26 protein-coding genes and 1 pseudogene are annotated in these 24,209 nt (G+C 65.5%); 17 read left to right on the forward strand and 10 right to left on the reverse strand.

All coding sequences use genetic code 11. From position 1 onward, the window contains the following. The first annotated feature begins 50 nt into the window (after positions 1 to 50). The 4 genes from C4K27_RS08485 (at position 51) to C4K27_RS08500 (ending at position 2,774) form a co-directional block, all read left to right on the forward strand. Positions 51 to 839, forward strand: a complete 789-nt coding sequence (locus C4K27_RS08485; RefSeq protein WP_007922498.1) for a ParA family protein — start codon at positions 51 to 53, stop codon at positions 837 to 839. A gap of 84 nt (positions 840 to 923) precedes the next feature. Continuing rightward, complete coding sequence (locus C4K27_RS08490; RefSeq protein ID WP_053260132.1) at positions 924 to 1,820, forward strand: CheW domain-containing protein; 897 nt, start codon at positions 924 to 926, stop codon at positions 1,818 to 1,820. Positions 1,821 to 1,898: 78 nt separating this feature from the next. Further along, positions 1,899 to 2,381 carry a chemotaxis protein CheW gene (locus tag C4K27_RS08495; protein WP_007922496.1) on the forward strand — a complete coding sequence of 161 codons (483 nt, stop codon included), beginning with the start codon at positions 1,899 to 1,901 and terminating at the stop codon, positions 2,379 to 2,381. Then, complete coding sequence (locus tag C4K27_RS08500) at positions 2,382 to 2,774, forward strand: DUF2802 domain-containing protein (protein WP_037033950.1); 393 nt, start codon at positions 2,382 to 2,384, stop codon at positions 2,772 to 2,774. Positions 2,775 to 2,874: 100 nt separating this feature from the next. Here C4K27_RS08500 and C4K27_RS08505 read toward each other — a convergent pair whose 3' ends face one another. Continuing rightward, complete coding sequence (locus C4K27_RS08505) at positions 2,875 to 3,204, reverse strand: EscU/YscU/HrcU family type III secretion system export apparatus switch protein (RefSeq protein ID WP_053260133.1); 330 nt, start codon at positions 3,202 to 3,204, stop codon at positions 2,875 to 2,877. Then, on the reverse strand, positions 3,201 to 4,772 hold the full coding sequence (fliK, locus tag C4K27_RS08510) for a flagellar hook-length control protein FliK (protein ID WP_053260134.1): 1,572 nt from the start codon (positions 4,770 to 4,772) through the stop codon (positions 3,201 to 3,203). The genes C4K27_RS08505 and fliK overlap by 4 nt, the downstream gene beginning before the upstream one ends. A gap of 198 nt (positions 4,773 to 4,970) precedes the next feature. On the opposite strand from fliK, the gene ccmA reads away from it, so the two are divergent. The 11 genes from ccmA to C4K27_RS08565 all read left to right on the forward strand — a co-directional run bounded on the left by ccmA (position 4,971) and on the right by C4K27_RS08565 (position 13,589). Beyond that, a complete protein-coding gene (ccmA, locus tag C4K27_RS08515) occupies positions 4,971 to 5,606 on the forward strand; it encodes a cytochrome c biogenesis heme-transporting ATPase CcmA (protein WP_053260135.1) in 636 nt (211 codons plus the stop codon). Beyond that, complete coding sequence (ccmB, locus tag C4K27_RS08520) at positions 5,603 to 6,271, forward strand: heme exporter protein CcmB (protein ID WP_007922033.1); 669 nt, start codon at positions 5,603 to 5,605, stop codon at positions 6,269 to 6,271. The genes ccmA and ccmB overlap by 4 nt, the downstream gene beginning before the upstream one ends. Positions 6,272 to 6,347: 76 nt before the next feature. Next, complete coding sequence (locus C4K27_RS08525) at positions 6,348 to 7,103, forward strand: heme ABC transporter permease (protein WP_007922035.1); 756 nt, start codon at positions 6,348 to 6,350, stop codon at positions 7,101 to 7,103. Beyond that, a complete protein-coding gene (ccmD, locus tag C4K27_RS08530; RefSeq protein ID WP_007922041.1) occupies positions 7,100 to 7,276 on the forward strand; it encodes a heme exporter protein CcmD in 177 nt (58 codons plus the stop codon). The genes C4K27_RS08525 and ccmD overlap by 4 nt, the downstream gene beginning before the upstream one ends. Then, complete coding sequence (gene ccmE, locus C4K27_RS08535) at positions 7,273 to 7,728, forward strand: cytochrome c maturation protein CcmE (protein WP_009047728.1); 456 nt, start codon at positions 7,273 to 7,275, stop codon at positions 7,726 to 7,728. Before ccmD ends, ccmE begins: the two co-directional genes overlap by 4 nt. Positions 7,729 to 7,731: 3 nt before the next feature. After that, the gene (locus C4K27_RS08540; RefSeq protein ID WP_053260136.1) at positions 7,732 to 9,720 is read left to right on the forward strand and encodes a heme lyase CcmF/NrfE family subunit; all 1,989 of its coding nucleotides are present in this window, start codon (positions 7,732 to 7,734) and stop codon (positions 9,718 to 9,720) included. Next, a complete protein-coding gene (locus C4K27_RS08545) occupies positions 9,717 to 10,253 on the forward strand; it encodes a DsbE family thiol:disulfide interchange protein (RefSeq protein WP_007922047.1) in 537 nt (178 codons plus the stop codon). Before C4K27_RS08540 ends, C4K27_RS08545 begins: the two co-directional genes overlap by 4 nt. After that, positions 10,250 to 10,720 (forward strand): cytochrome c-type biogenesis protein, encoded by a 471-nt coding sequence (locus C4K27_RS08550; protein WP_053260137.1) that lies wholly within the window; start codon positions 10,250 to 10,252, stop codon positions 10,718 to 10,720. Before C4K27_RS08545 ends, C4K27_RS08550 begins: the two co-directional genes overlap by 4 nt. Further along, complete coding sequence (ccmI, locus tag C4K27_RS08555; protein ID WP_053260138.1) at positions 10,717 to 11,919, forward strand: c-type cytochrome biogenesis protein CcmI; 1,203 nt, start codon at positions 10,717 to 10,719, stop codon at positions 11,917 to 11,919. The genes C4K27_RS08550 and ccmI overlap by 4 nt, the downstream gene beginning before the upstream one ends. An 11-nt stretch (positions 11,920 to 11,930) precedes the next feature. Then, positions 11,931 to 12,332, forward strand: coding sequence for a hypothetical protein (locus C4K27_RS08560; RefSeq protein WP_007922056.1), 402 nt, complete (start codon positions 11,931 to 11,933; stop codon positions 12,330 to 12,332). Between the two features lie 114 nt (positions 12,333 to 12,446). Next, complete coding sequence (locus C4K27_RS08565; RefSeq protein WP_053260139.1) at positions 12,447 to 13,589, forward strand: hypothetical protein; 1,143 nt, start codon at positions 12,447 to 12,449, stop codon at positions 13,587 to 13,589. Positions 13,590 to 13,595: 6 nt separating this feature from the next. On the opposite strand, the pseudogene C4K27_RS08570 reads toward C4K27_RS08565, so the two are convergent. Next, positions 13,596 to 14,494, reverse strand: a pseudogene (locus C4K27_RS08570) (LysR family transcriptional regulator). 78 nt (positions 14,495 to 14,572) lie between these two features. Continuing rightward, the gene (locus C4K27_RS08575) at positions 14,573 to 15,781 is read right to left on the reverse strand and encodes an MFS transporter (RefSeq protein WP_053260140.1); all 1,209 of its coding nucleotides are present in this window, start codon (positions 15,779 to 15,781) and stop codon (positions 14,573 to 14,575) included. Positions 15,782 to 16,046: 265 nt separating this feature from the next. Here C4K27_RS08575 and C4K27_RS08580 point away from each other — a divergent pair, with 265 nt between their 5' ends. Then, positions 16,047 to 16,676, forward strand: coding sequence for a DUF5666 domain-containing protein (locus tag C4K27_RS08580; protein WP_023968338.1), 630 nt, complete (start codon positions 16,047 to 16,049; stop codon positions 16,674 to 16,676). A gap of 105 nt (positions 16,677 to 16,781) precedes the next feature. Further along, positions 16,782 to 17,231: a RidA family protein gene (locus C4K27_RS08585; RefSeq protein WP_053260141.1), complete on the forward strand. Its 450-nt coding sequence runs from the start codon at positions 16,782 to 16,784 to the stop codon at positions 17,229 to 17,231. Between the two features lie 54 nt (positions 17,232 to 17,285). Here the strand turns inward: C4K27_RS08585 and C4K27_RS08590 are convergent, their stop codons facing one another. The 6 genes from C4K27_RS08590 to C4K27_RS08615 all read right to left on the reverse strand — a co-directional run bounded on the left by C4K27_RS08590 (position 17,286) and on the right by C4K27_RS08615 (position 24,082). Then, positions 17,286 to 18,284 carry a sulfate ABC transporter substrate-binding protein gene (locus tag C4K27_RS08590; protein ID WP_009042768.1) on the reverse strand — a complete coding sequence of 333 codons (999 nt, stop codon included), beginning with the start codon at positions 18,282 to 18,284 and terminating at the stop codon, positions 17,286 to 17,288. Between the two features lie 106 nt (positions 18,285 to 18,390). Next, complete coding sequence (locus tag C4K27_RS08595; RefSeq protein WP_053260142.1) at positions 18,391 to 19,224, reverse strand: ion transporter; 834 nt, start codon at positions 19,222 to 19,224, stop codon at positions 18,391 to 18,393. A 21-nt stretch (positions 19,225 to 19,245) separates the two neighbouring features. Next, positions 19,246 to 20,169 carry an urea transporter gene (locus tag C4K27_RS08600; protein WP_053260143.1) on the reverse strand — a complete coding sequence of 308 codons (924 nt, stop codon included), beginning with the start codon at positions 20,167 to 20,169 and terminating at the stop codon, positions 19,246 to 19,248. A gap of 164 nt (positions 20,170 to 20,333) precedes the next feature. Next, positions 20,334 to 21,749: a pyruvate kinase gene (gene pyk / locus C4K27_RS08605; protein ID WP_053260144.1), complete on the reverse strand. Its 1,416-nt coding sequence runs from the start codon at positions 21,747 to 21,749 to the stop codon at positions 20,334 to 20,336. After that, positions 21,739 to 23,019 (reverse strand): glycerate kinase type-2 family protein, encoded by a 1,281-nt coding sequence (locus C4K27_RS08610; protein ID WP_053260145.1) that lies wholly within the window; start codon positions 23,017 to 23,019, stop codon positions 21,739 to 21,741. Before C4K27_RS08610 ends, pyk begins: the two co-directional genes overlap by 11 nt. A gap of 172 nt (positions 23,020 to 23,191) precedes the next feature. Further along, on the reverse strand, positions 23,192 to 24,082 hold the full coding sequence (locus C4K27_RS08615) for a 2-hydroxy-3-oxopropionate reductase (RefSeq protein WP_007922096.1): 891 nt from the start codon (positions 24,080 to 24,082) through the stop codon (positions 23,192 to 23,194). Between the last annotated feature and the right edge of the window lie 127 nt (positions 24,083 to 24,209).

Below are 24,209 nucleotides of genomic sequence, written 5' to 3' on the forward strand. Positions count from 1 at the left end.
CTGGGTGCTATTTCTCGGTGGGCCCGTGCCTGCCGGGAGGAACAATCTGAATGAGAGTCTGGGCAGTTGCCAATCAAAAGGGTGGCGTCGGTAAGACCACCAGTTCCATCGCTTTAGCCGGGTTGCTGGCCGAGGCGGGCAAGCGCGTGGTCGTGGTCGATCTCGACCCCCACGGCTCCATGACCAGCTACTTCGGCTATGACCCCGACAGCCTGGAACACAGTAACTACGACCTGTTCCTGCACAAGGGCAGCGTCCCCGAGGGCTTGCCCGGGCAGTTGCTGCTGTCGACCAGCGACGAACGTATTTCCCTGCTGCCCTCGAGTACCGCGCTGGCTACCCTGGAGCGCCAGTCGCCGGGGCAGAGCGGCCTGGGCCTGGTGATCGCCAAGAGCCTGGCGCAGCTGTGGCAGGATTTCGACTATGCGGTGATCGACAGCCCGCCGTTGCTCGGCGTGCTGATGGTCAATGCCTTGGCGGCGAGCCAGCAACTGGTGATCCCGGTGCAGACCGAGCACCTGGCGGTCAAGGGCCTGGAACGCATGGTCAATACCTTGGCGATGATCAACCGCTCGCGCAAACAGGCGCTGCCGTTCAGCATCGTGCCGACCCTGTTCGACCGCCGCACCCAGGCGTCCCTGGGCACCTTGCGGGTGCTGCGCGACAAGTTCCCGGATGAGATCTGGCAGGGCTATATCCCGGTCGACACGCGCCTGCGCGATGCCAGCCGGGCCGGGTTGACGCCTTCGCAGTTCGACGGCAAGAGCCGCGGCGTACTGGCCTATCGCGCCTTGCTCAAGCACCTGCTGGCCCAGCAACTTGTCCCGCAGGTGGCCTGACGTGGCGGAGCATTCAAGTCTGCTGCCGGTCTGGCCGATAAACCCTACAGGTCACTGTGCTGGGCTTTATCCGTGGGCATCCTTATGAACCGTCCTGTCGACGTCACGTCCCGGCCGCAGTTGGCGCTGCAGTCCTACCTGGACGCGTTGCTGCAGGACGCCACCGAAGAAGAATTCGCGGTTCCCGAGGCGCTGCCGCAGGTTCAGGCAGCCGTTGCAGAGGTGGCGGTGTCGAGCGAGGTACTGGATGAGTTCCAGGCCGCGGTGCTCGAAGAACAGGCTCGTGATGCCCAGGCCCAGCCTGCGCCGGCTGCGGTTGTCGCGCCGGTAGTGCGGGTCGAGGAAGCGGTGGTCGCCCCCGTGCTGGAGGCGCCCGCGCCATTGCCGGCCACGTTGTCGACCGTTGCGCCCTTGCTGCAAGGCCTGGTCGAACCGGTGGTCGAGGTGCATCGGCCACCCAGCGGCACGCCGCCCCCGGTGGCGGGTGACGACCGGCCGAGCTGGGCGGCGGAACCCTTCGAGTGCCTGCTGTTCGATGTCGCCGGGTTGACCCTGGCGGTGCCGCTGGTCTGCCTGGGGTCGATCTACTCCCTGGCGGGGCATGAGCTGACGCCGCTGTTCGGTCAGCCGGAGTGGTTCCTCGGGATCCTGCCGAGCCAGGCCGGCAACCTGAAGGTGCTGGATACCGCGCGCTGGGTGATGCCGGACCGCTACCGCGACGACTTCCGCCAGGGCCTGCAATACGTGATCTCGGTCCAGGGCTACGAGTGGGGGCTGGCGGTGCATCAGGTCAGCCGCTCGTTGCGCCTGGACCCGAACGAAATCAAATGGCGCAGCCACCGTGGCCAGCGGCCATGGCTGGCGGGCACGGTCATCGAGCATATGTGCGCGCTGCTGGACGTTTCCGAGCTGGCCGAGCTGATCGCCAGCGGCGGCGCGAAACACATGGCTATCAGTAAACCGGCGCCGAAGCCGATATAGACCAACAACAGGCTGCGCCGACGGTGCGGCCACACAGAACACACACCGTTTCCAACGGTTTTTTAAGGGGTCAGGGGTATGAATAAGTCGTCGTCTGCACAGAGTTCCGAAGATCCGATCCTGCAATGGGTAACCTTCAAGCTGGATAACGAGTCCTACGGCATCAACGTGATGCGCGTGCAGGAAGTCCTGCGCTACACCGAGATCGCACCGGTACCGGGTGCCCCGAGCTACGTGCTGGGCATCATCAACCTGCGCGGCAACGTGGTGACCGTGATCGACACCCGCCAGCGCTTCGGCCTGGTGCCCACCGAGGTCAATGACAACACCCGTATCGTGATCATCGAAGCCGACAAGCAAGTGGTCGGGATCATGGTCGACAGCGTGGCGGAAGTGGTTTACCTGCGTCAGTCGGAAGTCGAGACCGCGCCGAACGTCGGTAACGAAGAGTCGGCCAAGTTCATCCAGGGCGTGTGCAACAAGAACGGCGAGCTGCTGATTCTGGTTGAGCTGGACAAGATGATGAGCGAAGAAGAGTGGTCGGAACTGGAGAGTATCTGATTGATTCTCGAGGTTGCGGTTATTGTCCTGTTCCTCTTTTGGGCAGGCACACTGGCGATGTTCCTGGCCTATATCCGCGCTCAGCGGCAGATCGCCGCCCAGCAGGCCCAGGGCGATGCGCTGCGCGATCAGCGCATCAAGGACCTGGCCAAGCGCGTCGACGATTACCAGAACGGTACGGTGCGCATGGGCGAAGACCTGCATGAGCTGCGCGCGGTGGTCGGCCCGTTGCCGGACAAGCTGGCCCAGCTGGAACAGCGCGATCCGTCGAGCCTGTCCTTCGCCCAGGCCGCGCGCCTGGTGGGCATGGGCGCCAGCGTCGACGAACTGACTCAGTCCTGCGGCTTGACCCAGGCCGAGGCCGAGTTGATGAGTAAGTTGCACAAAAGCTGAAATCCCTCTGTAGCCGCTGCCGCAGACTGCGCCAAGGCCGAAGGCCTTCAGCGATCCTGAGGTCCTGCGGCCGATCGCAGCCTGCGGCAGCGGCTACAGATCAGTAATCCTCCCCGCTTTCCGTCACATCCTTCTCCAGCGCCGCTTCCTGCGGCTCATGCCCGGCCGGGAACTTGCCCTTGAGGTTCCAGGCGAAGGCGATGATTTCGGCAATGGTCCGGTACAACTCCTCGGGAATGCTGTCGCCCAGTTCCATGCGCGCCAGCAGTTTCACCAGCTCGGCGTTCTCATAGATCGGCACTTCACAGTCGCGGGCGATTTTCAGGATGGCTTCGGCCAGTTCGTCGTCGCCCTTGGCGGTCAGCGTGGGGGCGTGCTGGCCGTCGTACTTGAGGGCGATGGCCTGGCGTGGCGGGTTGGGATTATTCATGCGGTTTCATCGACCCAGCGTTGTTCCAGTCGGGTTTTCGGGCCCTGCGGCGGTGTGCCGAGATGGCAGTCCAGATCGCCCACATCCAGGCCGGACGCGAGCAGCCGTTCACGCAGGCTGCCCAGATGGCTTTCGATCAGGCTCGCGGTAAATGGCCGCTGCGCCCAGAGCTGGCTGGACAGGCGGCCCTTGAGCAATTGCGCCTGCACCTGTAGCGGGCCCAGGGGTTCGAGGTCGAACGCCAGTTCGACGCGCCACAGCTGCTGTTTCGGTTCGCGTTCCTCGCGTTTTTCCTCGGGCGTTTTTTCCGCTGGGTCTTCGCGCTGGAACTTGACCTGCAGGGGCACGACGTCCTGCATCGTGCGCATCGGGATTTCCAGTTGCCAGGTGGTCAGCAGCCGCCCGTCATCGGTCAGGCCGCTCTGTTCCAGGCTCGCCAGCTGATGGCTCTGCAGGCGCGAAACAGCGGCCGCGGCCAGGCGCAGCAGGTGTTCCAGGTCGCCTTCCTCCTCGAGGCTTTGCAGCAGTCGCGAGGGCAGGGGGAAGCCACCTGGCTGGGGCTTGGCGCTGACCTGGCCGAGGGTCCCCAGAGCGCTGCGCACGAAGCTCGGCAGCACCTGGGCCAGGGTGTTGGCGGCAATGATCGCGTTGAAGCTGGTGCTGGCCGGCAGGCCCGGCGTCATCTGGGCGATCAGGCGCAGCAGGTTGCCTTTCAGGTCAGCCGCCAGGGCCGGATTGTCGCCGGCCAGCAGCCGCGACTCGAGGAAGGCGCCGCTGTTGCCCAGGGCCTGGGCCAGCGCCTTGGGATTGCTCAGTTGCTGCAGGTCGGGCAGGCCGGCGAGCAGCTTGTCCACCGTGGCGCGCAGTTCGCTGGAGGTGTCGTCGGAGGGCGGCAGGTTCTGCAACGCATTGATCAGGCCCGTCAGCGAGGCTTGGCGGCTTTGCTGGGCGGCCAGTTGCTGGGCGATCGCCAGTTGCTCCTGGCGCCCGCTCAGCGGCACGAAGCTCAAGCTCTGCGAGCCTTGCACCAGGGCGCTCAACAGGCTGCCGATGCGCAGGGGTTGCGGGCTGTCGATGCTCAGGGTGCTGCCGCTCAGGGCGGTGTTGAGCAGGCTCACCAGCGAGCGGTAGACCGCCGGTTGTCCGGCTGCCTGGGGTTGTAGCTGGGTGGTCAGCACCTTGCCCTGCAGCAGGGTGCCCACGGGAAGCTGTGCGGTGTCGAGGCGAGTCAGGGTGGCGACGCTGGCGGCAATCGCCTGCTGCACGGTGATGGCCAGGTTGCCGGCCGAGGGCTGGGTCACCGCCAGGCTGGTGCCCAGGGGCAGCGGCTGGTTGCTGGTGGCCTGGACGGTGGTTTGCCGGCCGCTGTCGAGGGTCAGCTTGAGCAACAGTTGGAACGTCTGGTCCGCCTGCTTGAGCGACAGTACTTCGGCCTTGGCCGATTGGCCCGCGGCGATCAGGCCTTCCAGGGGCTGCAGCAACTTGAGCAGCTCACCGCTGATCGGCAGCGCGCGTACGGTTCCCGGCGTCAGTTGAGGCAGCGGAGGGAGGGTGATTTCGCCTGTCATCTGGACACAACCTGTGGAGAAATAAGCCCTCTTGAGAGTAGGGCATCGCATGTATAATGCCGCCCGTCTTCGGGGAGCGTGGCGAAAACATCGCAAAAGTTTGACGCAGCTCTCTGGAACAGGCCGCCGATGCGTTTATTCTGCATCTCTTTAACGGCTGCTCCACCGCCGACTTGAACCGTAAAGGCCCGCGATCATTTGACCAGTCCTCTTCTAGAAGCCGTAGCGCTTGCCTGTGAGCGCGACCTGCGGCTGCTCTTCGAAAAGCTCGAACTGCGTCTGGCCAGCGGCGACATGTTGCAGATCAGCGGTCCCAACGGCAGCGGCAAGACCAGCCTGTTGCGCCTGCTGGCAGGGCTGATGCAGCCGACCAGCGGCCAGGTGCTGCTCAACGGCCAGCCGCTCAACGCCCAGCGCGCGGAGCTGGCGCGCAACCTGTTGTGGATCGGCCATGCGGCGGGGATCAAGGACCTGTTGACCCCCGAGGAAAACCTCAGCTGGCTCTGCGCCCTGCATCAGCCCGCCGATCGCGAGGCGATCTGGCAGGCCCTGGCGGCGGTCGGCCTGCGCGGTTTCGAGGATGTGCCCTGTCACACCTTGTCCGCCGGCCAGCAGCGCCGGGTGGCGCTGGCCCGGCTGTACCTGGACAGCCCGCTGCTGTGGATTCTCGACGAACCCTTCACCGCCCTGGACAAACAGGGCGTGGCGCAACTGGAAGAACACCTGGCCGGCCACTGCGAACGCGGCGGCATGGTAATCCTCACCACCCACCACACACTGGGCCGCCTGCCGGCCGGCTATCGCGACATCGATCTGGGGCATTGGGCCGTATGAGTGTTTTCGGACTGCTGGTTGCCCGCGAATCCCGGCTGCTGTTCCGCCGGCCCGCCGAACTGGCCAACCCGCTGGTGTTTTTCGCCATCGTTGTCTCACTGTTCCCATTGGCGGTGGGACCTGAGACACAATTGTTGCAAACCTTGTCTCCAGGGCTAGTCTGGGTAGCGGCTTTATTATCGGTTTTGCTCTCGCTGGACGGGCTTTTTCGCAGTGATTTCGAGGACGGATCCCTGGAACAGTGGGTCCTTTCGCCGCACCCCCTGCCTCTTCTGGTTCTGGCCAAGGTGCTGGCACACTGGGCCTTTTCCGGCCTGGCACTGGTATTGCTTGCGCCCCTGTTGGCACTGATGCTCGGTCTGCCCACAGCCTGTCTGCCGGTGCTGTTGCTGTCCCTTCTGTTGGGCACTCCGGTGCTCAGCCTGCTGGGAGCGGTGGGCGCGGCGTTGACGGTAGGACTCAAGCGTGGCGGCCTGTTATTGGCGCTGCTGATCCTGCCCCTGTACATCCCGGTATTGATTCTCGGCAGCGGCGCCTTGCAGGCGGCCTTGCAGGGCATGCCGGCGACCGGTTACCTGCTGTGGCTTGGGAGCCTGACCGCCCTGGCAGTAACGCTGACACCTTTTGCAATAGCGGCTGGCCTGAAGATCAGCGTCGGCGAATAATGAGGTCTGATCAAATTTTGATCAGTAAAGACCCTGGCTGTGCGTGACAACGCGTGGCACCCGTGATGGAAACAGTATGAACTGGACCTGGTTTCATAAGCTCGGCTCGCCCAAGTGGTTTTACGGCATCAGCAGCAAGCTGTTGCCCTGGCTGAGCATCGCAGCCTTGCTGCTGATCACCGTCGGCGTCGTTTGGGGCCTGGCCTTTGCGCCGCCGGACTATCAGCAAGGCAACAGCTTTCGCATCATCTACATCCACGTTCCCGCGGCCATGCTGGCCCAGTCCATCTACGTGATGCTGGCGGTGTGCGGGGTGGTGGGCCTGGTGTGGAAGATGAAACTGGCCGACGTCGCCCTGCAATGCGCGGCGCCCATCGGTGCCTGGATGACCGCCGTGGCGCTGGTCACCGGGGCCATCTGGGGCAAGCCGACCTGGGGCTCATGGTGGGTCTGGGACGCGCGCCTGACCTCCATGCTGATCCTGCTGTTCCTGTACTTCGGCCTGATCGCCCTGGGCAACGCCATCAGCAATCGCGACAGTGCGGCCAAGGCCTGCGCGGTGCTGGCCATCGTCGGGGTGATCAACATCCCGATCATCAAATACTCGGTGGAGTGGTGGAACACCCTGCACCAGGGCGCGACCTTCACCCTCACCGAAAAGCCGGCGATGCCCGTCGAGATGTGGCTGCCGCTGTTGCTGACCGTGCTGGGCTTCTATTGTTTCTTCGGCGCCGTGCTGTTGCTGCGCATGCGTCTCGAAGTGCTCAAGCGCGAAGCCCGCGCCAGCTGGGTCAGGGCCGAAGTGCAGAACAGCCTGGAGGCGGCATCATGAGTTTTTCGTCCTTCGCCGACTTTCTCGCCATGGGCCATCATGGCCTGTATGTCTGGTCAGCCTACGGCATCTGCCTGGTGGTGCTGATCCTCAACGTGGCGGTGCCGTTGCTGGCCCGCAAGCGTTACCTGCAACAAGAGGCGCGTCGTCTGCGCCGGGAGAACAATCAGTGAATCCGCTGCGTAAAAAGCGTCTGTTGATCATCCTCGGTGTGCTGGGCGGCGTGGGCGTTGCCGTCGGCCTGGCGCTGAGCGCCCTGCAACAGAACATCAATCTGTTCTACACCCCGACCCAGATCGCCAACGGCGAAGCCCCCCATGACACGCGGATCCGCGCCGGCGGCATGGTGCAGATGGGCTCGCTGCAACGCTCGGCGGACTCGCTGGACGTGCGCTTCGTGGTCACCGACTTCAACAAGGCCGTGACCATCACCTACCGCGGCATCCTCCCGGACCTGTTCCGCGAAGGGCAGGGCATCGTCGCCCTGGGCAAGCTCAACGCCGACGGCGTGGTGGTGGCCGACGAAGTGCTGGCCAAGCACGATGAGAAGTACATGCCGCCGGAAGTGACCAAGGCCCTGAAAGACAGTGGGCAAATGGCGCCGGCTCCGGCCAAGGAGGGCTGAGCGATGACATCCGCAATCTTCATTCCCGAGCTCGGCCATCTGGCGATGATCCTGGCCCTGTGTTTTGCCCTGGTCCAGGCCGTGGTGCCGCTGCTCGGCGCCTGGCGTGGCGACCGTCTGTGGATGGGCCTGGCGCAGCCCGCGGCCTGGGGGCAGTTCACCTTTCTCGCATTTGCCTTCGGCTGCCTGACCTATGCCTTCATGGTCGACGATTTCTCGGTGGCCTATGTCGCCAGCAACTCCAACAGCGCCTTGCCCTGGTACTACAAGTTCAGTGCGGTGTGGGGCGCCCACGAGGGCTCGTTGCTGCTCTGGGCGCTGATCCTCGGGGGCTGGACCTTCGCCGTGTCGGTGTTCTCCCGGCAGTTGCCGCAAGTGATGCTGGCGCGGGTGCTGGCGGTGATGGGCATGATCAGCACCGGCTTCCTGCTGTTCCTGATCGTTACCTCCAACCCCTTCGCGCGGATTCTGCCGCAGGTGCCCGGCGACGGCCGCGACCTCAACCCGCTGCTGCAGGACATCGGCCTGATCGTGCACCCGCCGATGCTCTACATGGGCTATGTCGGTTTCTCCGTGGCTTTCGCCTTCGCCATCGCAGCCTTGCTCGGCGGTCGCCTGGACGCGGCCTGGGCGCGCTGGTCGCGGCCCTGGACCATAGTCGCCTGGGCATTCCTCGGCATCGGTATCACCCTCGGCTCCTGGTGGGCCTACTACGAACTCGGCTGGGGTGGCTGGTGGTTCTGGGACCCGGTGGAAAACGCCTCGTTCATGCCGTGGCTGGTGGGCACCGCGTTGATCCACTCGCTGGCGGTCACCGAAAAGCGCGGCGTGTTCAAGAGCTGGACCGTGCTGCTGGCGATCGCCGCGTTCTCCCTGAGCCTGCTGGGGACCTTCCTGGTGCGTTCCGGGGTGCTGACCTCGGTCCACGCCTTCGCCTCGGACCCCGAGCGCGGCGTGTTCATCCTGATCTTCCTGCTGTTCGTGGTCGGCGGTTCGCTGACCCTGTTCGCCCTGCGCGCGCCGGTGGTCAAGAGCCAGGTCGGCTTCAACCTGTGGTCGCGGGAAACCCTGCTGCTGGGCAACAACCTGGTGCTGGTGGTGGCGGCCTCGATGATCCTGCTGGGCACCCTGTACCCGCTGGTACTGGACGCCTTGACCGGGGCCAAGCTGTCGGTCGGCCCGCCGTACTTCAATGCGCTGTTCATTCCACTGATGGCGCTGCTGATGGTGGTGATGGCGGTGGGCGTGGTGGTGCGCTGGAAAGACACCCCGGTCAAATGGCTGGTGAGCATGCTGACTCCGGTGCTGCTGGGCAGCGCCGCGCTGGCGGTGGTGGCCGGTATCGTCTACGGCGACTTCAACTGGGCAGTGCTGGCGACCTTCATGCTGGCGGCCTGGGTGTTGCTCGCCGGGGTCCGCGACATCTTCGACAAGACCCGCCACAAAGGCCTGGTCAAGGGTCTGCCGGGCCTGACCCGCAGCTACTGGGGCATGCAGTTGGCGCACCTGGGCATCGCGGTCTGCGCCCTGGGCGTGGTGCTGTCGAGCCAGAACAGCGCCGAGCGCGACCTGCGCCTGGAGCCGGGCGAGTCCATGGACCTGGCCGGTTATCATTTCGTCTTCGAGGGCGCCAAGCATTTCGAAGGCCCCAACTTCACCTCCGACAAGGGTACGGTGCGAGTGGTCCGCGACGGCAAGGAGGTTGCTGTGCTGCACCCGGAAAAACGCCTCTACACGGTACAGAACTCGGTGATGACCGAGGCCGGCATCGACGCCGGTTTCACCCGTGACCTCTACGTCGCCCTAGGCGAGCCGCTGGGCGATGGCGCCTGGGCCGTGCGGGTGCACGTCAAGCCGTTCGTGCGCTGGATCTGGTTCGGCGGCCTGCTCACCGGTTTCGGCGGCCTGCTGGCGGCCCTCGACCGGCGTTACCGGGTCAAGGTGAAGACCCGGGTGCGCGAAGCCCTGGGCATGACAGGAGCCACTGCATGAGACGCTGGATAATGTTGTTGCCGCTGGCGCTGTTCCTGCTGGTGGCGGTGTTCCTGTACCGCGGGTTGTACCTGGACCCGGCCGAGCTGCCGTCGGCGATGATCGGCAAGCCGTTCCCGGAGTTCTCCCTGCCGTCGGTGCAGGGCGACAAGACCCTGACCCGCGCCGACCTGCTGGGCAAGCCGGCGCTGGTCAACGTCTGGGGCACCTGGTGCATTTCCTGCCGGGTCGAGCACCCGGTGCTGAACAAGCTGGCGCAGCAGGGCGTGACCATCTACGGCGTCAACTACAAGGACGTCAACGCCGACGCCCTGAAGTGGCTGGTCGAATTCCACAACCCTTACCAGCTGGATATCCGCGACGAGGAGGGCACCCTGGGCCTGAACCTCGGGGTGTACGGCGCGCCGGAAACCTTCTTCATCGACGCCAAGGGCATCATCCGCGACAAATACGTCGGGGTGATCGACGAAACGGTGTGGCGCGAGAAGCTGGCCGCCAAGTATCAGGCCCTGGCCGACGAGGCCAAGCCATGAAGCGTTGGCTGGCCGCGGCCGTCCTGGGCCTGAGTATCGCTGGCGTGGCCCACGCCGCGATCGATACCTACGAATTCGCCAACGACGCCGAGCGCGAGCGCTTTCGCGAGTTGACCAAAGAGCTGCGGTGCCCCAAGTGCCAGAACCAGGACATCGCCGACTCCAATGCGCCGATCGCCGCGGACTTGCGCAAGGAGATCTTCCGCATGCTCGGCGAAGGGAAGGACAACCAGCAGATCATCGATTTCATGGTCGACCGCTATGGCGACTTCGTGCGCTACAAGCCGGCCCTGACCGGCAAGACCGCCTTGCTCTGGTTCGGCCCCGCCGGCCTGCTGCTGGGGGGCGTGGTGATCATCGCCGTGATCGTCCGGCGTCGGCGCGTGCAGCGCAGCGACAGCCCGAGCACACTTTCCGCCGAGGAGCGTCAGCGCCTCGACCAACTGTTGGATAAAGACCGCGAATGATTGATTTCTGGCTCGCCGCAGGCCTGCTGCTCCTGGTAGCCCTGAGTTTTCTGCTGATCCCGGTTCTACGCGGCCGTCGCGCCCAGCGTGAAGAGGATCGTACCGCGCTGAACGTGGCGCTTTATCAAGAACGCGTGGCTGAGCTGCAAGGCCAGCAGGCCGAAGGCGTGCTCAGCGCCGAGCAGATGGACAGCGGCCGCGCCGAAGCCGCGCGCGAACTGCTGGCCGATACCGAGGGCGCGGAACTGGCTGGGGTATCGCGCCTGGGCAAGCCGCTGCCATTGCTGGCGGCGCTGCTGGTGCCGCTATTGGGCCTGGGCCTGTACCTGCATTTCGGCGCCAGCGACAAGGTCGAGCTGACCCGTGAATTCGCCCAGGCCCCGCAATCCATGGAAGAGATGACCCGCCGCCTCGAGCGCGCGGTCGCCGCCCAGCCGGATTCCGCCGAGGGCCTGTACTTCCTCGGTCGTACCTACATGGCCCAGGACCGCCCAGCGGACGCGGCGAAGATCTTCGAGCGCACCGTGGCCCTGGCCGGGCGCCAGCCGGAACTGCTCGGCCAGTGGGCGCAGGCGCAGTATTTCGCCGACGGCAAGCGGTGGTCGGACAAGGTCCAGGCCCTGACCGACGAAGCGCTGAAGGCCGATCCGAAGGAAGTCACCAGCCTCGGCCTGCTGGGCATCGCCGCCTTCGAAGGCGAGCGTTATCAAGAGGCCATCGATTACTGGAACCGCCTGCTGGCGCAATTGCCGGCGGACGACAACTCGCGCGCCGCGCTGCAGGGCGGTATCGACCGGGCCACCGAGAAGCTGCTGGCCAGCGGCGGCAAAGTGGCCCAGGCGCCCGCGCCCAAGGCCGCCGCGCTGCTCAAGGTGCGTGTCGACCTGGCCGCCGAGCTGAAAGCCAAGGTGCAGCCGGGCGACAGCGTGTTCATCTTTGCCCGCGCCACTTCCGGGCCGCCGGCGCCACTGGCGGCCAAGCGCCTGACCGTGGCCGACCTGCCGGTGACGGTGGAGCTGGGGGATGCCGACGCGATGATGCCGCAGTTGAAACTGTCGAACTTCCCGGAAGTCCAACTGGTTGCACGCATTTCCCGCGCCGGCCAACCGACTGCCGGCGAGTGGGTCGGTCGCAGCAAGCCCCTGGCCAGCAGCACCACCGCGCCGCAACAACTGACCATCGACAGCCCGGATAAATAAGAGAAGCCGCCATGACCGCCATTGCCCGCATCACCCTGTTAACACTGGTCCTGGGGTTGAGCGCCTGTGCGGTCCAGCAGCCGACGCCGCCCGAGACGCTGCCACCGATTCCGCCCGCGCAACCCACTACCAAGCCGACGCCCGGCACCCCGAGCAAACCCGCCACGCCGATCAAGCCGGCCAAGCCGTTGCCGCGCACTTCCGCGAGCTTCGCGCCGCCACCGGGCGGCAACAGCCACTGGGACCCGCGCCTGGGCGTCTATGTGCTGGATAACCAGACCAACACCTTCTACCGCCAGCGCACCTACTACCGCTGGAACAACGGCTGGAGCCGTTCCATCAGCCCCGACGGGCCATGGGAAGAAACCGATATCCACGGTGTGCCGTCGGGCCTGGGGCGCCAGTTCCAGTAAGCGGCTCCCCGTAAGCGTCGAACACTGAGCGGACCGCGGGCGAGTCCGGTTCAAGCGGTCGGTTGGATGGCCGATACCCCGGGGTGTTCCTGAGTATCGCCATCCGAGCGCCCGATGAAGAAAAGCCTGAACAAACCCTATTTCGCGCCCATGGCCTTCTGGCTCTGTGTTGTCGTTGTGCTGCTCGCCCTGCATGGCTTCGCCGATGTCGAAGTGCCGCAGCTGATCTACTTCTCCCTGGCACCGGTGTATTTGCTGGTGCTGTTTATCTTCCTCTACTACTTCTTCTGCTGGAGCTTCATCTCGGTCTTTCCCCTGGGCGAGATCGGCTGGAAGCGCGTGGACTACGGCTGGCTGTTGCTGGCGTCGCTGGCGCTGATCGGCGAGACCCAGAGCGTCAGGACCGAATGGTTCCAGAGCGACTATCGGCTGGCCGAATCCCATGAAGCCGCGACCCAGAGGCGCCTCAAGGCCGAGATCGACGATCTGCTGGGCCCGGAGCATTGCCGTGCCGCCGTGACTCTCTATAGCGCCGCCGATGCCGCGCAGGTGAGCGAGCTCTGTCAGCGTTTTGCCACGCTGGAGAGAACGGCGCAGGGGCGGCTGACGGCGCTCTCGGTGGGGACGGTGGTCCAGGCGCTGGATGAGCTTCGCGCCCGGTATTCGGCGCCGCCCGTATTGGCCTGGCTCGGCCGCCTCGATGAAACCCTGGGCGACCAGCGCAAGGCCCGGGGCGAGGTTTCCAGGCTGTATGAGCTGACCCGCGCCACCAATGCCGAGACCGTTTATCGCTACTTCGTTCCGGTGCTGCTGGTGTTCGCCCTGGCCCTGCGCGCCTCGAAGGTCACCGGCGAGGTGCTGCTCAAGGCCCCGCGCAAACGCAAGGTGTGGATGATCATCAACCGGCGCATGGTGATCGACGGCCTGGGGTTTGTCCGCGGCGCCCGCAGCCGCTTCGACGAAGCGCTGCGCAACTGGCGCGTGGCGAAGTGGGACGTGGTGCACCTGGCCTGTCCGTTCCTGCCTGAAGTCAGTGCCGTCGATGCCCAGGTCGCCGTGGTGCCCGGCTTCTACGAAAACGAGTTCCAGCTGGCGGCTATCGACACCTTCGAGCAGTGCGGGTTTGTCGAGTGGGCGGCTGCCCAATCGATCGAAACCTTGTATCTGGCGGGCGAAACCGACCCTGCGCTGATCGAACGGGTCCAACGCTGGGGTGAGGCGGCCAAGGTCGAAGTGCTGGTACGTGGGCGAATCTGACGTCGCTCAACCTTGAGTGGCATCCGGGCGGGCCAGCAGCTGCTGGACAAACTCGACGAAGGCCCGGGCCTTGGCGCTGGTCAGCCGCCCGGTAGGGAACACCGCCCATAGCTCCTGGCGGGGCAGCGTCCAGTCCGACATCACTTCGTGCACCGTGCCACTGGCCAGCTCGGGGGCGAACATCCATTGCGAGGCCATGGTCAGCCCCTGATGGCCCAGCACCGACTCGCGCAACCCCTCTGCGGCGCTGACGCGAATCCGCCCGCGGACCGTCACCGATTGCTGTTCGTCGCCCCGTTCGAAGCGCCAGTGGGCACCACCGCCGAGGCTGTAGACGATCGCCTGGTGCTTGCTCAGGTCGGCGGGGCAGGCGGGTTCGCCGTGGTGGGCGAAGTAGTCCGGGGTGGCCAATACCACGCGCCGGCATTCGCCGATCCGCCGCGCGGTCAGCCCGGAGTCGCTCAAGGGGCCCATGCGCAGGGCGACGTCGATGCCGGCCTCCACCAGATTGATATTGCGGTCATCCAGCACCACGTCGATGTCGAGCTCGGGGTGGCGCTCGAGAAAGGTCCCCAGGTGCGGCACGATGTGCAGGCGGGCGAAGGTCACCGCGGCGCAGACTCGCAGCGTACCGCGCAGCCCCGTACCGGCCCCGCGCGCCGCGAGATCGGCTTCGTCGGCTTCTTCGAGGGCCCGCCTGGCCCGCTCGAAAAACGCCATGCCGGCCTCGGTGGGCGTCAGGCCGCGGGTCGAGCGCAGCAACAGCCGCACCGCCAGCCGCGCCTCGAGCTGGGCGATGGTTTTCGATACGGCCGGCTGGCCGATATCCAGAAGCCGGGCGGCGGCGGAAAGGACCCGCTTTCCACCACATGAACGAAGGTTTGCATGGCTGCCAGCCGGTCCATTGGGACTCCTTGTGTGTGAGCGATCGAGCAGGGTCTGGAGCGTTGCCTTGTCCTCCGGTTTTGCGACTGGGGAATGCATCAGGCCGTGACAGGCAGCGCCTTCTGCGAGGTGCCCAGGAAGCGCAGCAGGGCCAGCAACGGCAAGGCGCTGCCGACGCCGACTATGCCCAGCCAGCCGGCGTGTTCGTACACCGCGCTGGCAATCGACGAGCCGACCGCGCCGCCGATGAAGATGCTGGTCATGTACAGCGCGTTGAGGCGGCCGCGGCTATGGGCATCCAGCGCGTAGACCGCGCGCTGGCCGAGGACCATGTTCATCTGCACGCAGAAATCCAGGACCACGCCGGTCACCGCCAGGCCGATGACGCTGTAGGCCGGGTGGACAAAGGCCGGCAGGAAGCTCAAGGCGGCGAACAGCATGGCCAGCAACGAGGCGACGCGGGTGTGACCGGCATCCGCCAGGCGTCCGCTGATGGGTGCGGCGATGGCGCCTATGGCTCCGACCAGGGCGAACAGGGCGATCTGGCTTTGCGACAGGCCATGGTTGCGCGCCAGCTCCAGCGGCACCGCGGTCCAGAACAGGCTGAAGGTGGCGAACATACAGGCCTGGTAAAACGCTCGCTGACGCAGCACCGGTTGCTGGCGCAGCAGGGTGCCCAGCGAGCGCAGCAACTGGCCGTAGGTGGCGCTGTGAGCGGGCTGGCGCTTGGGCACGGTCAGCAGTAGGACCAGGCTGATGGCAGCCATCAGCACGGCGGCGGCGATAAACATCGCGCGCCAGCCGAACAGGTCGGCCACCACGCTGGACACCGGGCGTGCCAGCAGGATGCCCAGCAGCAGGCCGCCCATGATGCCGCCGACCACCCGGCCACGGGATTCCTCCGGCGTCAGGTGCGCAGCCAGGGGAATCAGGATCTGTACCGACACCGAGCTGAAGCCGATCAGCAGCGAGACCAGCAGAAAGGCGTTGGGCTGCTCGGTGAACCCGGCGCCCAGTAGGCTGGCGATGGCCACCAGGCTGGTGAGGATCATCAGCCGGCGGTTTTCCAGCAGGTCGCCCAGGGGCACCAGGAAGAACAGGCCCAGGGCGTAGCCGATCTGGGTCAGGGATACGATCAGGCTGGCCATGGTGCTGCTCAGGCCGATGTCCGGGGCGATCAGCTCGATGATCGGCTGGGCATAGTAGATGTTGGCGACTATGGCGCCGCAGCAGAAGGCGAACAGCAGCACCATGCCGCGGGTCATGGTCGTGGTGGCGGCGGGCAGCCCCTGGGTCGTGGAAGTCATGGCGATTCTCGTTGCAGCGAAAAGGGTGCGGGCGAGGCTAAGGGGCTGGCCCGTGACGCGGTAGAAGCTGACGAGCGATAGCATTCATGCCCGGGAGGAATAAATGCCTGGCGGGGCCGGCCGAGAGCGGCAGACGACGACCGGGATCGCGTTGCGATGATACATTTACTTACATTCAGTTCCATAGCTCGCTCATTGTTCCGCGGACACTGGAGTGCTTTCGTTTAGACCTCTGTGCCACCTTTCATCACAGGAAGCCCGTCCCATGAATCTGTGTCTTCGCCGCCTGCTCGGCGGCGCCCAAGCGATCACCCTCGGCGCACTGCTGCTGGCCGGCCCGGCCCAGGCCCAGGACGCACCGGGCATGCGCATCGGCGTGCGCGGGGAAATCACCAGCATCGCCGGCGACGCGGTGCGGGTGCACGTCAACAGTGGCGAGAACGTCACCATCAACCTCACACCACAGACCCAGGTCCGCGCCGTGACCCTGGCCAATATCGAGGACATCAAGCCCGGCAGCTACATAGGTTCGGCCGCCGTGCCGCAGGCCGATGGCAGCCTCAAGGCGCTGGAGGTCCATGTGTTTCCACCGCAGATGGCCGGCACCGGCGACGGCCATCGGCCTTTCGATCTGGTCAAGGGCAGCAGCATGACCAATGGCCGCGTCGGCGACCTGGTGGTGAGCAACGGCCGCACCCTGACTGTCAACTACAAGGGCGGCCAGCAGACGATCCTGGTGCCGGACGACGTGCCCATCGTCAACCTGGTGCCGGGCGACCGCAGCCTGCTCAAGGCTGGGGTCAAGGTGGTGATGTTCGTCTCCCAGAGCGCGGACGGCACGCTCACCGCGCAATCGATCTCCGCCGGCAAGGATGGGGTGACGCCACCGATGTAGCTGGCTGGCGGTTACGTTGCCAGGTGTTTCAACGACCTGGTTTCGGATGGCCTTGTGCAGGGGCTTGGTTTAGGGTTTGCGGTCGTCTATCGCAGCGGAGGTCCCATGCACACATCAGTCTTCAATCCGCCCAGTGTCTTCAATTCCCTGCAGTACGGTTTCAGCCAGGCCGTGGAGGTGCGCGGTGGGCGGCGCCTGCTGCTGTCCGGCCAGGTGGGTGTCGATGAGCGCGAGGTCTGCGTCGGCCCGGGGCTGCGCGAGCAGACCGAGCAGAGCTTCGACAATATCGCCCGGGTCCTGGCGGCGGCAGGCGGCGACCTGAGCCACGTGGTCATGCTGCGGATCTACATCGCCGAGGCAGCCCGCGACCAGCAGGAACAGATCAGCCAGGTGCTGTTGCAGCGTTTCCCCCAGCAGCCGCCGGCGTCCTCGTGGATCATCGTCAGCGGCCTGTCCTTGCCCGAGTGGCTGATCGAGGTCGAGGCCGAGGCGATGTTGCCTGAGCTGCACGAGGTTCGGGGCGCCGCCCTGGTCGATGTAGCCGCCGGGCTTTAGGCGCAAGCAATAAAAAAGCGACCCGAGGGTCGCTTTTTTCATGGGCCGGGGGCGTTATTTGCCACCGTAGATCTGGTCGAAGACCCCGCCATCGTTGAAGTGGGTCTTCTGCACGGTACGCCAGTCGCCGAAGGTTTTTTCCACTGAGAGGAAGTCGACTTTCGGGAAACGGTCGGTGTACTTGGCCAGGACTTTCGGGTCCCGTGGGCGCAGGTAGTTGTTGGCGGCGATTTCCTGGCCTTCTGGCGACCACAGGTACTTCAGGTACTCCTCGGCCGCGGCACGCGAGCCTTTCTTGTCGACCACTTTGTCGACCACCGACACCGGTGGCTCGGCTTCGGCGGAGACGCTCGGGTAGATGACTTCGAACTGATCGCGGCCGAATTCGCGGGCGATCATTTCCGCTTCGTTCTCGAAGGTCACCAGCACGTCGCCGATCTGGTTGGTCATGAAGGTGGTGGTCGCGGCGCGGCCACCGGTGTCGAGCACCGGTGCCTGCTTGAACAGCTTGCCGACGAAGTCCTTGGCCTTGTTCTCGTCGCCGCCGTTCTTCAGCACATAACCCCAGGCCGACAGGTAGGTGTAGCGGCCGTTACCCGAAGTCTTGGGGTTCGGCACTATCACTTGCACGCCATCCTTGAGCAGGTCCGGCCAGTCTTTCAGGGCCTTGGGGTTGCCCTTGCGCACGATGAACACGGTGGCCGAGGTGAAGGGTGCGCTGTTGTTGGGCAGGCGGGTCACCCAGTTGTCCGGCACCAGCTTGCCGTTGTCCGCCAGGGCGTTGATGTCGGTGGCCATGTTCATGGTGATGACGTCGGCCGGCAGGCCGTCGATCACTGAGCGCGCCTGTTTGCTGGAACCGCCGAAGGACATCTGCAGGGTGATGTTCTCGTTGTGCTCGGCCTGCCAGTGCTTCTGGAAGGCGCTGTTGTAGTCCTTGTAGAAGTCTCGCATCACGTCATAGGAAACGTTGAGCAGGGTCGGGGCGGCCTGGGCGACGCTGCCCAGTGCCAGGCCGGCGGCCAGGAGAGAGGCGCTAACGAGTTTTTTCACTGCACATTCCTTTTTGTTGAGAGTGAATTCGAGAGTGAAGGCATTTTGCCGCCGACTATAGCCGGGGCGGTATATCTCTTTAAAGATTAAAAAGTGCTTTGCTTATTCAGTTTTCCTGAACCACTTTTGGGAACAACGCATTGCCGCACCGCGAGCAGAACGCGGCGCCGTGCTCATGGTCGTTCTTCCTGCACACCGGGCAGTCGTGCTTGAGCTGTTCGCCGCGCAGGGCATTGGCCAGTTCCGCGGTGAAGATCCCGGTGGGCACGGCGATGATCGAGTAACCAGTGATCATCACCATCGATGAAATCACCTGGCCCAGCGGCGTCTTCGGCACGATGTCGCCAAAACCCACGGTGGTCAGGGTGACGATGGCCCAGTAGATGCCCTTGGGGATGCTGGTGAACCCGTGCTCCGGCCCCTCGACCACATACATCAGGGTGCCGAACACCGTGACCAGGGTCGATACGCTGAGCAGGAACACGATGATTTTCTGCTTGCTGCCGCGCAGCGCCGACATCAGGTAGTTGGCCTGCTTGAGGTACGGGCTGAGCTTGAGCACGCGGAAGATGCGCAGCATGCGGATCACCCGGATGATCAGCAGGTACTGGGCGTCGCTGTAATACAGGGCGAGGATCCCCGGCACGATGGCCAGCAGGTCCACCAAGCCGTAGAAACTGAAGGCGTAGCGCAACGGCTTGGGCGAGCAATACAGGCGCAGGCCGTATTCGATGGCGAAGATCAGGGTAAAACCCCATTCGATATAGGCCAGCACATTGGCGTAGTTCTGATGCACCTCGTCGATGCTGTCGAGGATCACGATCACCAGGCTGGCGAGGATGATCAGCAACAGGGTGCTGTCGAAGCGTCGACCGGCCACGGTGTCGGTCTGGAAAATCATGACGTAGAGACGCTCGCGCCAGTGCCGGTTGTTGTCCATGTTGTTCGCCTGAATCGAAGGTCAGCGAAGCCTAGGGGGATTGGCCCCGGTAGCGCAAGGCGTGCTGTCCACGGCGGCCTGGCGCAGCACCCGCAGCGCGGCGCGAACCAGCCAGCAGGCGAGGATAAAGGGTGCGGTGAGAACGGGCAGGCCCAGCGCGGCGAAGCCCGGGGCGAGCAGCAGCGCCAGGAGCATTCCCGGCAGGGCCAACCAGGATCGGCGGCGGTCCTGGCTCAGGGCCAGGGCGACCAGGGCACAGTTGTAGCCGCCAAGGCCCAGCAGGGCGCCGGCGTGGTCCTGTTGCAGCAGGGCGAAGCCCAGGCCCGCCGCCGAACCGAATAGCGCCCAGGCGGCCGCCCGGCGATCAGCCAGCAGCAACCCCAGGGCAATCAGCACCCCGGCCAGCGGATGCTCGAGGAACATCACCTGGCCGAGTCCCTGGATCAGTGCCTGCAGCAGCGCCAGCGCATCGGGCTCGACCCAGGGCGCGGCGGCACTGGCGGGCAGCGGCGCGGCCAGGCCCAGCAGCAACCAGCCGAGGCCGACGAAGGGCGCGGTGTAGGCCGGTAGGCAATATTGATCGCGGGCGCGTTTGAGCCATTGCCGGGTGAGGATCGCACTGAGGCCGCCGCAGGCGATGATCAGCGGTGGCAGCAGCACCGACCAGTCGAAGCGCAGGCTCAGGAGCAGGCCGAGCAAGACTCCGTTGTAGCTGAACAGCCCGGCTTGCCGGTCGGCCTTGGCATAGCCCCGGCGCTGCGCGGTGAGCAGCCCGGCCACGCCGCCCAGCAGCGCGCCACCGAGCAACGCCGGAGCGCTCAGCAGGATGGCCAGCATGCACAGCAGGCCGCACAGCGGATGGCGCTGGAGGAAGATCTGGCTGAAGCCGTTGAGCAGGGCGGTGGCCCAGTCGGGGCAGTGCGCGTTGAAGTGTTCTGAAGGCATGAGGTGGGCTCTTGTAGCCGCTGACGAGCACAGCGAGGCTGCGATCGGGCGCGTAGCGGCCGTCAATCAGGCAATGCCGTGTTCCACAGGCAAGTCCAGTGCTCGGGCCTGGCGAAGACTGCGTTTTCGAGCGCAGCCTCGCAGGCTCGGCAGCGGCTACAGGCTCAGATCAGGGTTTCGATGCGCAGCGAGTTGGTCGAGCCCGGCTGGCCGAACGGCACGCCGGCGGTGATCAACAGGGTGTCGCCACGTTTGGCCATGCCTTGTGCCTGGGCGATTTCCAGGGCAGTGGAGCAGACCTCGTCGACCTGACGCAGGCGGTCGTTGACCACCGAGTGCACACCCCAGGCCACCGTCAGGCGCCGCGCGGTGGACAGGTTCGGCGTCAGGTTGAGGATCGGCACCGTCGGCCGTTCCCGGGCCGCGCGCAGGCTGGAGCTGCCGGACTCGCTGTAGTTCACCAGCACCGCCACCGGCAGGATGCTGCTGATACGGCGGATCGCGCAACTGATGGCATCGGACACCGTGGCTTCGGCCTGGGGCCGGCTGACGTCGAGCTGGGCCTGGTAGTCCGGGCCGCTTTCCACCTGGCGGATGATCTTGCTCATCATCTGCACCGCTTCCAGCGGGTATTCGCCGGAGGCGGTTTCCGCCGAGAGCATCACCGCGTCGGCACCTTCGGCCACCGCGTTGGCCACGTCCGTGACCTCGGCCCGGGTCGGGGCGGGGGAGAATCGCATGGATTCGAGCATCTGCGTGGCCACCACCACCGGTTTGCCCAGCTGGCGGCAGGTGCCGATGATGTTCTTCTGGATCTGCGGCACGCTTTCGGCCGGCACTTCGACGCCCAGGTCGCCACGGGCCACCATGATCGCGTCGCTCAATTCGGCGATCTCGCGCAGTTGGGTGACCGCCGAGGGTTTCTCGATCTTGGCCATCAGGAACGCCTTGTCGCCGATCAGCGCGCGGGCTTCGCGAATGTCCTCGGGGCGCTGCACGAACGACAGGGCGACCCAGTCCACCCCCAGTTCCAGGCCGAAGTCCAGGTCGCGGCGATCCTTGGCGGTCAGCGGGCTGAGGTCGAGCAGCGCCTGCGGGACGTTGACGCCTTTGCGGTCCGACAGCTCGCCGCCGTTGAGCACTGTGGTGTCGATGGCGTCGGCGTGTTTGGCGGTGACCCGCAGGCGCAGCTTGCCATCGTCCAGCAGCAGGTCCATGCCCGGCTCCAGGGCTTTGAGGATTTCCGGGTGGGGCAGGTTGACCCGGCGCTGGTCGCCCGGGGTGCTGTCCAGGTCCAGGCGCAGGGCCTGGCCACGGTGCAGTTGGACCTTGCCTTCGGCGAACGTGCCGACCCGCAGTTTCGGGCCTTGCAGGTCCATGAGGATGCCCAGCGGGTAGTTCAGCTGCTTTTCGACTTCGCGGATCCACTGGTAACGCTGGGCGTGATCGGCGTGGTCACCGTGGCTGAAGTTGAGGCGAAAGATATTCACCCCGGCCTGCACCAGCTCGCGGATATCGTCGATGCCGTCGATGGCCGGGCCGAGGGTGGCGAGGATTTTGACCTTTTTGTCAGGCGTCATGTTGGGGGCTCTCGAGGATCAGGATGGCGCGGAAGTCATTGACGTTGGTGCGGGTCGGCTCGGTGACGATCAACCCATCCAGGGCCGCGAAATAGCCATAGCCGTTGTTGTTGTCCAGCTCGTCGCTGGCACTCAGGCCCAGGGCGGCGGCGCGGGCATGGCTGTCCGGGGCCATGATGGCGCCGGCGTTGTCTTCGGAGCCGTCGATACCGTCGGTATCGCCCGCCAGGGCGTAGACGCCGGGCAGGCCCTTGAGGCTGTCGGTGAGGCTCAGGAGGAACTCGGCATTGCGCCCGCCACGGCCATTGCCGCGCACGGTGACCGTGGTCTCACCGCCGGAGAGGATCACGCAGGGAGCGGCCAGCGGTTGGCCATGCAGCACCACCTGGCGGGCGATGCCGGCGTGGACCTTGGCCACCTCGCGGGACTCGCCTTCCAGGTCGCCGAGGATCAGCGGGCTGAAGCCGGCCTGGCGGGCCTTCACCGCGGCGGCCTCCAGCGACTGCTGCGGCCGGGCGATCAGCTGGAAGTGACTGCGGGCCAGGCTCGGGTCGCCGGGCTTGACGGTTTCCGACTCCGGGCTTTGCAGCCAGGTGCGCACCGCCGCCGGGACCTCGATGGCATAGCGCTTGAGGATCGCCAGGGCCTCGGCCGAGGTGCTGGGGTCGGCCACGGTGGGGCCGGAAGCGATGACCGTGGCCAGGTCGCCCGGTACATCGGAAATCGCGTAGGTGTAGACGGTGGCCGGCCAGCAGGCCTTGGCCAGGCGGCCGCCCTTGATTGCCGAGAGGTGTTTGCGCACGCAGTTCATCTCGCCGATGGTGGCGCCGGACTTGAGCAGGGCTTTGTTGATCGACTGCTTGTCCGCCAGGCTGATGCCCGCGGCGGGCAGGGCCAGCAGGGCGGAACCGCCGCCGGACAGGAGGAAGATCACCCGGTCCTGTTCCGACAGGTCGCTGACCAGCTCCAGCACGCGCTTGGCCACGGCCAGGCCGGCGGCATCGGGCACCGGGTGGGCGGCTTCGACCACTTCGATTTTTTCGCAGGGGGCGCCGTGGCCGTAGCGGGTGACGACCAGCCCGCTGACTTCACCCAACCAGCAGCGTTCGACCACCTGGGCCATGGCCGCGGCGGCCTTGCCGGCACCGATGACGATCACCCGGCCGCTGCGGTCGCTGGGCAAATGGGCTTCGAGGACGTGCTGCGGGTGGGCGGCGTCGATGGCTGTGGCGAACAGCTCACGGAGGAATTGTTGCGGATCGACCGACATGGCGGGCTCCCGGATTTCTTGTTATTCGAGGTGTGGCTGTAACGCAACCTGTAGCCGCTGCCGAAGGCTGCGATAAGGTTCGAAGAACCTTCCTGCGATGTGCAGGTGCACGCCTGCTGCGCAGGCGATCGCAGCCTTCGGCAGCGGCTACAGGGGATTTCCTGGCGTTCTCTTACTGGTCGCGGATCGAGAAGTTGGCCATGTGTTCCAGGCCCTTGATCAGCGCCGAGTGGTCCCAGTTGCTGCCGCCGATGGCCGCGCAGGTGCTGAACACTTGCTGGGCGTTGGCGGTGTTGGGCAGGTTGATGTTCAGCTCCTTGGCGCCTTGCAGGGCCAGGTTCAGGTCCTTCTGGTGCAGGCTGATACGGAAGCCCGGGTCGAAGGTGCCCTTGATCATGCGCTCGCCATGCACCTCGAGGATCTTCGAGGAGGCGAAGCCACCCATCAGCGCCTCGCGTACCTTGGCCGGATCGGCGCCGTTTTTCGCGGCGAACAGCAGGGCCTCGGCCACCGCCTGGATGTTCAGGGCGACGATGATCTGGTTCGCCACCTTGGCGGTCTGGCCGTCGCCATTGCCGCCGACCAGGGTGATGTTCTTGCCCATGGCTTGGAACAGCGGCAGGGCGCGCTCGAAGGCCTGGCTGTCGCCGCCGACCATGATGCTCAGGGTCGCCGCCTTGGCGCCGACTTCACCGCCGGATACCGGGGCATCCAGGTACTGCGCGCCTTTCTCGTTGATCCTGGCGGCGAAGGCCTTGGTCGCGGTCGGCGAGATCGAGCTCATGTCGATCACCACCTTGCCCGGGCCGACGCCCGCCGCCACGCCGTCGGCGCGGAACAGCACGTCGTCGACCTGCGGGGTATCCGGGACCATGACGATGATGAATTCGGCTTCCTGGGCCACTTCCCTGGGGCTGGCCAGGGCGACTGCGCCGGCGGCGACCAGGTCGGCCGGGGCCGCGTCGTGGTGCTGGGACAGGAACAGACTGTGACCGGCTTTCTGCAGGTTGGAGGCCATTGGGTGGCCCATGATGCCGGTGCCGATGAATCCGATTTTAGCCATGAGAAAATCCTCTCTTGTTATTGCTCTATAAGGTGCGGGGTACCAAGGCATCTGTCTCGCGGGCAAGCCTCGCTCCTACAGGAATGCAGGCTCTTGTAGGCGCGAGCGGGCGGCGATCCGATTTGCC

The organism is Pseudomonas chlororaphis subsp. chlororaphis (assembly GCF_003945765.1).
In the GTDB taxonomy this organism is placed as follows: Bacteria; Pseudomonadota; Gammaproteobacteria; order Pseudomonadales; family Pseudomonadaceae; genus Aquipseudomonas; species Aquipseudomonas chlororaphis.

Coding starts and splice junctions, on each gene's coding strand:
- C4K27_RS08485 (WP_007922498.1), top strand. CDS start 51: ATGAGAGTCTGGGCAGTTGCCAATCAAAAGGGTGGCGTCGGTAAGACC.
- C4K27_RS08490 (WP_053260132.1), top strand. CDS start 924: ATGAACCGTCCTGTCGACGTCACGTCCCGGCCGCAGTTGGCGCTGCAG.
- C4K27_RS08495 (WP_007922496.1), top strand. CDS start 1,899: ATGAATAAGTCGTCGTCTGCACAGAGTTCCGAAGATCCGATCCTGCAA.
- C4K27_RS08505 (WP_053260133.1), bottom strand. CDS start 3,204: ATGAATAATCCCAACCCGCCACGCCAGGCCATCGCCCTCAAGTACGAC.
- fliK (WP_053260134.1), bottom strand. CDS start 4,772: ATGACAGGCGAAATCACCCTCCCTCCGCTGCCTCAACTGACGCCGGGA.
- ccmB (WP_007922033.1), top strand. CDS start 5,603: ATGAGTGTTTTCGGACTGCTGGTTGCCCGCGAATCCCGGCTGCTGTTC.
- C4K27_RS08525 (WP_007922035.1), top strand. CDS start 6,348: ATGAACTGGACCTGGTTTCATAAGCTCGGCTCGCCCAAGTGGTTTTAC.
- ccmD (WP_007922041.1), top strand. CDS start 7,100: ATGAGTTTTTCGTCCTTCGCCGACTTTCTCGCCATGGGCCATCATGGC.
- C4K27_RS08540 (WP_053260136.1), top strand. CDS start 7,732: ATGACATCCGCAATCTTCATTCCCGAGCTCGGCCATCTGGCGATGATC.
- C4K27_RS08545 (WP_007922047.1), top strand. CDS start 9,717: ATGAGACGCTGGATAATGTTGTTGCCGCTGGCGCTGTTCCTGCTGGTG.
- C4K27_RS08550 (WP_053260137.1), top strand. CDS start 10,250: ATGAAGCGTTGGCTGGCCGCGGCCGTCCTGGGCCTGAGTATCGCTGGC.
- ccmI (WP_053260138.1), top strand. CDS start 10,717: ATGATTGATTTCTGGCTCGCCGCAGGCCTGCTGCTCCTGGTAGCCCTG.
- C4K27_RS08560 (WP_007922056.1), top strand. CDS start 11,931: ATGACCGCCATTGCCCGCATCACCCTGTTAACACTGGTCCTGGGGTTG.
- C4K27_RS08565 (WP_053260139.1), top strand. CDS start 12,447: ATGAAGAAAAGCCTGAACAAACCCTATTTCGCGCCCATGGCCTTCTGG.
- C4K27_RS08575 (WP_053260140.1), bottom strand. CDS start 15,781: ATGACTTCCACGACCCAGGGGCTGCCCGCCGCCACCACGACCATGACC.
- C4K27_RS08580 (WP_023968338.1), top strand. CDS start 16,047: ATGAATCTGTGTCTTCGCCGCCTGCTCGGCGGCGCCCAAGCGATCACC.
- C4K27_RS08585 (WP_053260141.1), top strand. CDS start 16,782: ATGCACACATCAGTCTTCAATCCGCCCAGTGTCTTCAATTCCCTGCAG.
- C4K27_RS08595 (WP_053260142.1), bottom strand. CDS start 19,224: ATGGACAACAACCGGCACTGGCGCGAGCGTCTCTACGTCATGATTTTC.
- C4K27_RS08600 (WP_053260143.1), bottom strand. CDS start 20,169: ATGCCTTCAGAACACTTCAACGCGCACTGCCCCGACTGGGCCACCGCC.
- pyk (WP_053260144.1), bottom strand. CDS start 21,749: ATGACGCCTGACAAAAAGGTCAAAATCCTCGCCACCCTCGGCCCGGCC.
- C4K27_RS08610 (WP_053260145.1), bottom strand. CDS start 23,019: ATGTCGGTCGATCCGCAACAATTCCTCCGTGAGCTGTTCGCCACAGCC.
- C4K27_RS08615 (WP_007922096.1), bottom strand. CDS start 24,082: ATGGCTAAAATCGGATTCATCGGCACCGGCATCATGGGCCACCCAATG.